The following is a 6,901-nucleotide window of genomic DNA, read 5'->3' as shown; positions in this document are numbered from 1 at the left end:
CCTGCGCGCGAGACCCCGGCGTCTTCACAGCCGCACCGCGATCGAGGCGGCATGCGCGGGCAGGCCCTCGGCCTCCGCCAGCGCGATCGCGGCGGGGCCGATGAGCGCGAGGCTCGCGGGCGAGCAGGCGATGAACGAGGTGCGCTTCATGAAATCGAGCACCGAGAGCCCCGAGGCGAAGCGCGCGCGGCGCCCGGTGGGAAGGACATGGTTGGGCCCGGCGATATAGTCGCCGACCGCCTCGGGCGTGTGCCGGCCGAGGAATATCGAACCGGCATGGCGGACGCGCGCGAACAAAGCATCGGGATCGGCGACGGCAAGCTCGAGATGCTCGGGCGCGAGCCGATCGACCAGCGGCAGCGCCGCCTCCAATGTCGGCACGAGGATGATCGCGCCGTTGGCCTCCCACGCCGCCCGCGCGACCGCGCCAGTCCGGAGGCGCCCGATCTGCGCCGCCACCTCGGCGGCAACCGCATCGGCGAAGGCGGCATCGTCGGTCAGCAGGATCGACTGGCTGGTCGGATCATGCTCGGCCTGGCTCAGCAGATCGGCGGCGATCCACGCGGGATCGTTGGCGCGATCGGCGACGACGACGATCTCGGACGGCCCCGCGACCATATCGATGCCGACGACGCCGTAGAGCTGGCGCTTGGCCTCGGCGACCCAGGCGTTGCCCGGCCCGACCACGACATCGACCGGCGCGATCCGCTTCGTGCCATAGGCCAGCGCGGCGATCGCCTGCGCGCCGCCGATCCGCCACACCTCGTCGACTCCGGCGATCTCGGCGGCGGCGAGCACCAGCGGATTGACGATGCCGTCGGGGGTGGGCGTCACCATCGCCAGCCGCCCGACGCCCGCGACCCTGGCGGGGATGGCGTTCATCAGCACCGAGGAGGGGTAGGCCGCGCGGCCGCCGGGCACATAGAGGCCAGCCGCCTCCACCGCGTTCCAGCGTGCGCCGAGGCGGACGCCGGCGGCGTCGGTCGTATCGCGATCTGCGGGGCGCTGCTCGGCGTGGTAGGCGCGGATGCGCTCGGCCGCCATTTCCAGCGCGGCGCGCAGATCGGGCGCTAGGCCATCGAGCGCGGCGCGGCGATCGGCGGCGGGCACGTCCCAACCGCCGGCATCGAGATCGTGGCGATCGAAGCCAAGCGTATAATCGCGCACCGCCGCGTCGCCCCGATCGCGCACCGCGCGGAGGATCGCGGCGACGTCCCGCGAAACATCCTCGTCCGCCTCGCGGCGCGCGTCGACCAATGCGGTGAAGGCGGCGGGGAAATCGGGGGAAGAGGCGTCGAGGCGGATCATCGCTCCCCCTCCCGCATGCGGGAGGGGGTCGGGGGGTGGGGTGCACCGCCGCCCGCCGGATTCTCCGGCCGGCGAGCGCGTGCCCACCCCCGGCCCCTCCCGCACGCGGGAGGGGAGAGCCGCCGCGCCCTAGGCCGCACGCGCCTGCTCCACCGCTCGGCGAAACGCCTCGATCAGCGGCAGTATCTGCGCCGCGCGCGTCTTGAAGGCGGCGCGGTTGGCGATCAGCCGCGCCGAAACCTCGGCGACCGTCTCGACCTCGACGAGGCCGTTCTCCGCCAGCGTCCGCCCCGACGAGACCAGATCGACGATCCGGTTCGACAGCCCCAGCACCGGCGCGATCTCCATCGCACCGTTGAGCTTGATGCACTCGGCCTGGACGCCGCGCCGTTCGAAATGGCGGCGGGTGAGGTTGGGATATTTGGTCGCGACGCGGACGTGGCTCCAGCTCCGCGGATCGTCGCGCGCCGCCATCTCGGCGGGCTCGGCGACCGAGAGCCGGCAATGGCCGATATCGAGATCCACCGGCGCGTAGAGCTCCGAATAAGCGAATTCCATCAGCACGTCGGATCCCACGATGCCGAGCTGTGCGGCGCCATGCGCGACGAAGGTCGCGACATCGAACGCGCGGACGCGGATCAGGCCGATATCGGGGCGATCGGTGGCGAAGCGCAGCGCGCGGCTGTCCTCGTCGGCGAACGCCGCCTCGGGGCGGATGCCCGCCGCTGCGAACAGGGGCATCACCTCGGCGAGGATGCGCCCCTTGGGAACCGCGATGATGATCGGATCGGCCATGGAGGCGGCGACTTAGGCGAGCCCCCCGCGCACGGCAAGGCGAAGGCCCCTCACCATAGGCCGAGCGCGCGCAGCATCGCTTCGAGATCCTCGGGATAGAAAGGCTCGTCCAGCGCGGCGAGCGCTTCGGCATCGAACCAGCGCCATTCGCGCATCATCGCACGCTCCTGTTCGGTATGGCCGTGCGTTTCGATCCGCGCGTGCGGCGCGCGGACGAGATAATAGCGCTCGTCGGCATGGACGGACACCCCTTCGACCGTGACGAATTCGGCCGAGCGCTGCGCGACCTCCTCGCCGCAGGGCAGCGCGAGGCCGGTCTCCTCCAGAAGCTCGCGCGCCGCCGCTTGGCCATAGCTCTCGCCCGGATCGACCGCGCCCCCCGGCGTCACCCAGAACGGCGTTCGATCGTCGACGACGAAGCGGAACAGCAGAACCCGGCCGGCGGGATCGATCAGCAGGATGCGGGAGGAGGGACGGGCGGCGCGCTCGGGCAAGGCTCATTCCCCCGGCGCGCGCGCCTGGATCACCAGCGCGTGGACGCGATCCGCCAGCAGCGCCGCCAGCGCGGCGTTGACCAGCCGGTGCCGCTTGACCCGGCTCTCCCCCGCGAAGGCCGCCGCGACGATCTCCACGGTGAAGTGGCTTTCGCCGCGCGCGTCATGCCCGGCGTGGCCGCGATGCGCGGCGCTGTCGTCGATCACCGCGAGGCTTTCGGGAGACAGAGCCGCGCGCAGCCGTCGTTCGATTTCCGCCGCGACCGGGCCGGTTTCAAGCTGCGTCATCGTTCCTACATAGCCTTTTTGGTGGAGTGCGGTCGATTGGTGGATGGGGAGCGTAAGGCGCGCTTTCACGGGCGTGTCGAGGGGGATCGGGAATGCGCCGCGCCGGGCTGCGATGCCGCCGGCGAATTTCGCGCGCCCGCCGATCACCGCCACCGCCCGAGCTTCGACGGGCCGGGGGACTGGCAATGGCTGTGCCTCGATCATGTCCGCGCCTTCAACCAGCGCTACAATTATTTCACGGGGATGAGCGCCGACGAGATCGCCGCCGAACAGCGCCCCTATGCCGGCTGGGAGCGCGAGACGCGCGCCTTCGCGGGCGTGGGCGCCGATCGCCCGCCGCGATGGGCGGACTTCGCCGATCCGCTCGATGCGATCCACGCGCGCTTTCGCGGCGGCGTCGCGGCGGGCGCCGAGCGCGGGGACGGCAAGCCGCTGTCGAGCGAGGATCGGCGCGCGCTCAATACGCTCGGCCTGGAGATCGACGCCGATCGCCGCGCGCTGCGCCGGGCCTATTCCGATCTCGTCCGCCGCTACCATCCCGATCGCAACGGCGGCGACCGCAGCCACGAACGCGCACTGGGCGAGGTGATCGCCGCCTATCAGCGGCTCAAGAGCACGCCGGCGTTCGCGTGAGCCAGGGTCGAATTGGGGCATGACTCACGATCCTCCCCTGACAGGGGAGGATCGTATCAGGTCCGCACCGTTCGCATCCGATGCTATAGCATGATGACATAATGCAGAATCCGCCGTCACCCCGGCCTTTGATCCGGGGTCCCGCTTGTTCCCTCGGCCAGAGGCAGCGGGACCTCGGATCAGGTCGGGGCTTATCCCCTTTGGACAAGTAGCATGAAAAACTGCTACGGCGACCCCTCGAATCGAGGGGTAGAATGTCAAAGCTTTACACCGCCGCACAATCTTTGCCGTCGCGCGCTTTTACCGGTTTCACGGGTTTGGGCGGCATTGCCGCCAGTCTCTATCCGGAGAAAATTAAAGATCGGATCGATGCCGCAATGAGCGTGGGAGACATTCGGCTTATCGCCCTTGGGATTACAGTGTTTGCGGCGCTTTATTGGCTTTGGCTGTCGTGGCTAAAGCCTAGTAATGACACTCTATCGGCCCCTACGTTAGCGCAAAGCACATCTGGGGCGTCATCTCCGATATTGAACGGCCCGATCCATGGGTCTGTAACATTCAATTCAGTGCTGCAGGACGAGAAATGGGATCGTTTAACGCAGTCCGCAAAAGCCGCGGCAGTTCGGCAACAGAATATCGAAGCCGCTCGCGCACAGATCGTCCTCGTCCCTCAATATAAGACATGGGATGACCAGCAAGTAAGGCGCGACAAGGCGCTTAACGATGGGATATTCTATGCTGCTAGCGGTGCGTGGCGACATTCTAGTTTATCAGATCAGCCTAGTTATTTTGCTGAGATGGGTAGTTTGCTGACCGAGTTTCATCAATTAGCTCGCGACAGCGAGCTTTCCGCCTGGGGCAAAGTTGAAAGGTCGGGCGTGTATGAACCGCTTGATCCTAGCGTATGGAGCGAAGGGGCAGTGGACTATCTTGACTTATTGAGGCCGGGCGACACGCCCATGAAAAGGCTCGACGGCAACGGCATTATGTTTGCCGATATTATGATCAGCCAAGCCGAATTTGAAAGGAAATGGCCTCGTGCCCGATGACCCGAACACCCGCTTTGACCGCCTCCTCGAAAGGATGGCCCCTCCTAGCGGGAGAAAGAAACCATCAGCCGATCCAGCATCAAATGCGGAAGATGGCGCATGTTGTGACGATACTCAAACTCCGCCAGATACTTCGGAAGATGCTTCGCGCTGACATGAACGTGCGTGCCGTTGATCCCCCGCTTGAGAGCGGCCCAAACGCCTTCGATGCCATTCGTGGTGGCCCCGAACTTGCCGACGCGCTGGCCTTGCTTGTGGCTGACAGTGATGTGTCGATAGCCCTGCTGCGAAAGGAAGCGGTAGGAGCCGAACTCGTCGCTGCTGATCGTGGTCCCAGGCCGGATCGAAGCGTGGATATGGGCTTCCATTGGGCCACGGGTGCGACTGTCCACAACGCGCATCGCCAGCTTGCCGCCGCGCTCTTTGATGCCAACGACCACGGCCTTGTTGCCCATGTAGCCGCTGCCTTTGCCGCTGATGGAGCCGCCCATGATCGTCTCATCGATCTCGACAACAGTGCCAGCACCGCCAAGGAAATCATCGCCATCGACCGCGCCCATATACTCGCGGATCATGTGGCACATGCGCCAAGCCGTTTTGTAGGTCACGCCAAGCTGGCGCTCGACTTCCTTGGCCGCAACGCCGTTCCGCGACGTGCAAAACTGGAACATGACAAAGAACCAATCGCGCAGCGGGGTGCGGGTGCGATCGAAAGGCGTGCCGGCAGTTGGGTAAATCTGCGCTCCGCAATGCTCGCAAGCATAGGAACGGCGACCCTTCACACGGTAGAACTTCGCTTCACGATCGCACTTCTCGCAATCGTGACGCTCGCCAAAGCGGGTCTGCTTCAGATGCTCAAGGCAGCTATCCTCGGTGGGGAAGCGAGCCTGAAACTGGCGAAGGGTCGAAGCTTTATTTGCCATGCATAATCATATGGCACAGAGCATTACTTGTCGCAAGGGGATAAGCGCCGATCAGGTCCGGGGTGACGATGGTTCAAGCTGATGTAATCCGAGTCTAACGCGGATGCGCTTTCGCCAGCGCGATGCCCGCGAGATTTTTGGATCTCGGGACGTGGCGCAGGCGAACGCGCGGGATCGTCGCGACGGCGGCCTGGTAGGCGGCCAGGTGCCGCCGCATCTCGGGATCGCGGCATTTCGCGGCGCCCCTCGCCTGCCGGATCACCGCGGTGGAATCGCCGACCAGCTCGACATCCTCCGCGCCGATCTCGATCGCGATGCGGACCGCGTGGAGCAGCGCCAGCCACTCCGCCTCCTGGCTGTCGCCCCGCCCGATGTCGCGTTGCGCATCGGTAACGCCGCGCGCGACGGCGGCGATCTCCATCGTGCCCGGATTGGGCCGGCAGCCGCCATCGAAGAAGATCCGCAGCCGCCCGGTGCGCCCGCTCACGCCAGTTCCCTTACAGCTTGTCCGTCACCCCGGACGTGTTCCGGGGTCCACCATGCTCCTGGTCCCGAGCTGATCGGCTATGGGGACGGTGGATGCCGGAACAGGTCCGGCATGACGGAAGAGTTGGACGCGACGTCCGTTCGAATCGATGATGTCGATCGGCTCAGCTTCAGCGCGGCTTGACGAACTTGAGCGTCAGGCGATCGCTTTCGCCGATCGCGGCGTAGCGCGCCCGATCCTTGTCGCCCTCGGTGTAGGAGGGGGGCAGCGTCCAGACGCCCTTGGGATAATCATGCGTGTCGCGGGGATTGGCGTTGACGTTGCTTGCACCGGCGAAGCGGAAACCGGCCTTCTCCGCGAGCGCGCGCACGGTCGATACCTTCAGATAGCCGCTGCTTCTTTCCTTCGCGACATCCATATCCTCGGGCAGATGATGATCCTCGATCCCGAGCACCCCGCCCGGCTTCAGGATCGCGAAGATCTGGCGGAAGGCCTGTTCGGAATAATCCTGCTTGTCGGGCTGGCTCATTCCCATCCGCCAGTTGTGGATGTTGCGGAAGGTGAGCACGATGTCGGCGCTGCCGGGCGCCACCTGCTCGCCGCCGAGCGTCGCAGGGAAATTGGCGCGGCGGACCTTGCCGTAGGTTGCCGGATCGCTGTCGAGCTTCTTGGCGATCTGATCGGCATATTTGCCCGGCGGCGATGCCACCGTGAGCGTGCCGCCCCCGGCCGCCAGATAGGGTGCGAGAATTTCGGTGTACCAGCCGCCGAACGGCCAGAGCTCGACGACATGGTCGTTGGGCTTGATGCCGAAGAACGCCAGCGTCTCGGCCGGATGGCGATCGCGATCGCGCGCGACGTTCGCCGGCGTGCGCGTCGGGGCGGCGACCGCCGCGACGAGCGCCCGCGACGGCGCGGCGGACG

At 66.4% G+C, this 6,901-nt stretch carries 9 protein-coding genes; 2 read left to right on the top strand and 7 right to left on the bottom strand.

Going from position 1 to position 6,901, the window contains the following annotated elements:
* Positions 1–24 precede the first annotated feature (24 nt).
* The 4 genes from hisD to HUU94_RS02320 all read right to left on the bottom strand — a co-directional run bounded on the left by hisD (position 25) and on the right by HUU94_RS02320 (position 2,885).
* Positions 25–1,308, bottom strand: a complete 1,284-nt coding sequence (gene hisD / locus HUU94_RS02335) for a histidinol dehydrogenase (protein WP_174273514.1) — start codon at positions 1,306–1,308, stop codon at positions 25–27.
* 129 nt (positions 1,309–1,437) lie between these two features.
* Positions 1,438–2,103 carry an ATP phosphoribosyltransferase gene (gene hisG / locus HUU94_RS02330; protein WP_174273513.1) on the bottom strand — a complete coding sequence of 222 codons (666 nt, stop codon included), beginning with the start codon at positions 2,101–2,103 and terminating at the stop codon, positions 1,438–1,440.
* 50 nt (positions 2,104–2,153) lie between these two features.
* A complete protein-coding gene (locus HUU94_RS02325) occupies positions 2,154–2,597 on the bottom strand; it encodes an NUDIX hydrolase (protein ID WP_174273512.1) in 444 nt (147 codons plus the stop codon).
* A 3-nt stretch (positions 2,598–2,600) separates the two neighbouring features.
* Entirely contained in the window at positions 2,601–2,885 is a 285-nt protein-coding gene (locus tag HUU94_RS02320) for a BolA family protein (protein WP_174273511.1), read from the bottom strand.
* Between the two features lie 36 nt (positions 2,886–2,921).
* On the opposite strand from HUU94_RS02320, the gene HUU94_RS02315 reads away from it, so the two are divergent.
* Positions 2,922–3,518 (top strand): J domain-containing protein, encoded by a 597-nt coding sequence (locus tag HUU94_RS02315; RefSeq protein WP_438827097.1) that lies wholly within the window; start codon positions 2,922–2,924, stop codon positions 3,516–3,518.
* A gap of 254 nt (positions 3,519–3,772) precedes the next feature.
* Complete coding sequence (locus tag HUU94_RS02310) at positions 3,773–4,567, top strand: hypothetical protein (RefSeq protein WP_174273509.1); 795 nt, start codon at positions 3,773–3,775, stop codon at positions 4,565–4,567.
* Positions 4,568–4,611: 44 nt separating this feature from the next.
* Here the strand turns inward: HUU94_RS02310 and HUU94_RS02305 are convergent, their stop codons facing one another.
* From HUU94_RS02305 to HUU94_RS02295, 3 genes are all read right to left on the bottom strand, one after another.
* Positions 4,612–5,490: an IS1595 family transposase gene (locus HUU94_RS02305; protein ID WP_174273508.1), complete on the bottom strand. Its 879-nt coding sequence runs from the start codon at positions 5,488–5,490 to the stop codon at positions 4,612–4,614.
* A gap of 94 nt (positions 5,491–5,584) precedes the next feature.
* Positions 5,585–5,977: a reverse transcriptase-like protein gene (locus HUU94_RS02300; protein WP_254601882.1), complete on the bottom strand. Its 393-nt coding sequence runs from the start codon at positions 5,975–5,977 to the stop codon at positions 5,585–5,587.
* Between the two features lie 169 nt (positions 5,978–6,146).
* On the bottom strand, positions 6,147–6,901 hold a 755-nt coding region (locus HUU94_RS02295), incomplete at its 5' end, for a class I SAM-dependent methyltransferase (protein ID WP_174273507.1).

This window comes from Sphingomonas bacterium (genome assembly GCF_903644055.1).
GTDB lineage: Bacteria > Pseudomonadota > Alphaproteobacteria > Sphingomonadales > Sphingomonadaceae > Sphingomonas_I.
This window is presented reverse-complemented; position numbering and strand designations above follow the sequence as displayed.

What these genes read in the sequence shown, in the direction of transcription:
- HUU94_RS02310 (WP_174273509.1), top strand. Translation starts at nt 3,773, where the DNA reads ATGTCAAAGCTTTACACCGCCGCACAATCTTTGCCGTCGCGCGCTTTT.
- HUU94_RS02320 (WP_174273511.1), bottom strand. Translation starts at nt 2,885, where the DNA reads ATGACGCAGCTTGAAACCGGCCCGGTCGCGGCGGAAATCGAACGACGG.
- HUU94_RS02305 (WP_174273508.1), bottom strand. Translation starts at nt 5,490, where the DNA reads ATGGCAAATAAAGCTTCGACCCTTCGCCAGTTTCAGGCTCGCTTCCCC.
- hisG (WP_174273513.1), bottom strand. Translation starts at nt 2,103, where the DNA reads ATGGCCGATCCGATCATCATCGCGGTTCCCAAGGGGCGCATCCTCGCC.
- hisD (WP_174273514.1), bottom strand. Translation starts at nt 1,308, where the DNA reads ATGATCCGCCTCGACGCCTCTTCCCCCGATTTCCCCGCCGCCTTCACC.